Here is a 1,224-nt window from a genome sequence, read left to right as displayed (position 1 = left end):
CCCTGGCTGAAGTCCAGCGATGTGCCGTCAATCACGCCTTCAACAACCCAGCCGGTATTGGCGGATTTTTTTTCGTAAGCAACTATATCCAGCATATAGATAAGCATTATATATCACCCGCTAAATGAGCAAGTATGCCAACCGTCGCAACGACCCCGGAACCGCCTGCTATCCCAACAGTGGATACCCTCAGAAAAATGTCGGTCATTGAACTTCGGAAACTATGCGTATTTAACCGTCTTCCGGTCTATGGCCATAAGGCAGATATTGTAAACCGCCTCGCCACACCAAAAAGCGAATGGGTCCTGAGCCGCGACACGCACCGCCCGAAGGATGCGGGGTTATTTGACTTTCAGGATACCCACGATGGCCACCGTTTCTATCCCGCTGCGCCGCAGCGGTTGGCTGTTATGGAAGAGTTCATAGAACACAAGAAAGCTCAGGAAATAACTGATGACCGCGTCAGAAACATCATCCTGCAACTGCGGTCTTTTGAGGGGTTTCTCTGCATGAAATATCCAGCAGAGTTCACCTATGCTGAGCTGACGCTGCTGGACTGCACCCGGTATAAGAATTGGTTGAAGGAGCGCGGGCTGAAACCACGCACCCGGAAGGTTATGGCCATCACTGCCCGCGACTTCCTGCGATTCGCTATTGAGGGGCGGCTGACGGGTCCACACCCCGACATTTCGGACCCGTTCAAAACCCCAAACGACCGCAAGGACAGGCAGTCTGATAATGTTCGCGAAATCACCTTCGAGGAGTACGTCAGCATCCGCAAGGGGTTGCGCCGGGTTCGCGACACCGTCATCCTGTCGGTGCTGTATGATTCCGGCTGCCGCCTTGGAGAGGTTCTCGGCCTGCGGGTGCGGGACTTCAAGTCGGATGAATACGGGACTTTCATAGCCGTTGATGGCAAGACCGGCGAGAGAGATGTCCAGCTCGTCGAGAGTGTCCACGACCTGCGGTCCTGGATTAACGCATTCACGGGGCGCGACAATTCGGAAAATTACCTGTTCGGGAGCGCCAGTTTCGGCTATTCCCGCCCGATGCCGGCTTCGTCGTTTTACAACGGTTTCCATAACGCGCTGGAAGCAGCAGGGTTGAAAGGTGAAATTACTGCCCACACCTTCCGCCATAACCGCGCTCTGCAATTCGCCAAGGCTGCTGTCCAGGAGGAGGTGATGCGGGGACACTTCGGTTGGGAAAAGGGGTCCGATATGC

1 protein-coding gene is annotated in these 1,224 nt (G+C 54.7%); it reads left to right on the top strand.

The genetic code is table 11. From position 1 onward, the window contains the following. Positions 1 to 134: 134 nt before the first annotated feature. Positions 135 to 1,224: tyrosine-type recombinase/integrase (locus tag QGG57_06815; GenBank protein MDP7007875.1), on the top strand; the 1,090-nt coding region annotated here is incomplete at its 3' end.

This window comes from Candidatus Poseidoniia archaeon (assembly GCA_030748895.1).
Taxonomy (GTDB): domain Archaea; phylum Thermoplasmatota; class Poseidoniia; order MGIII; family CG-Epi1; genus UBA8886.
This window is presented reverse-complemented; position numbering and strand designations above follow the sequence as displayed.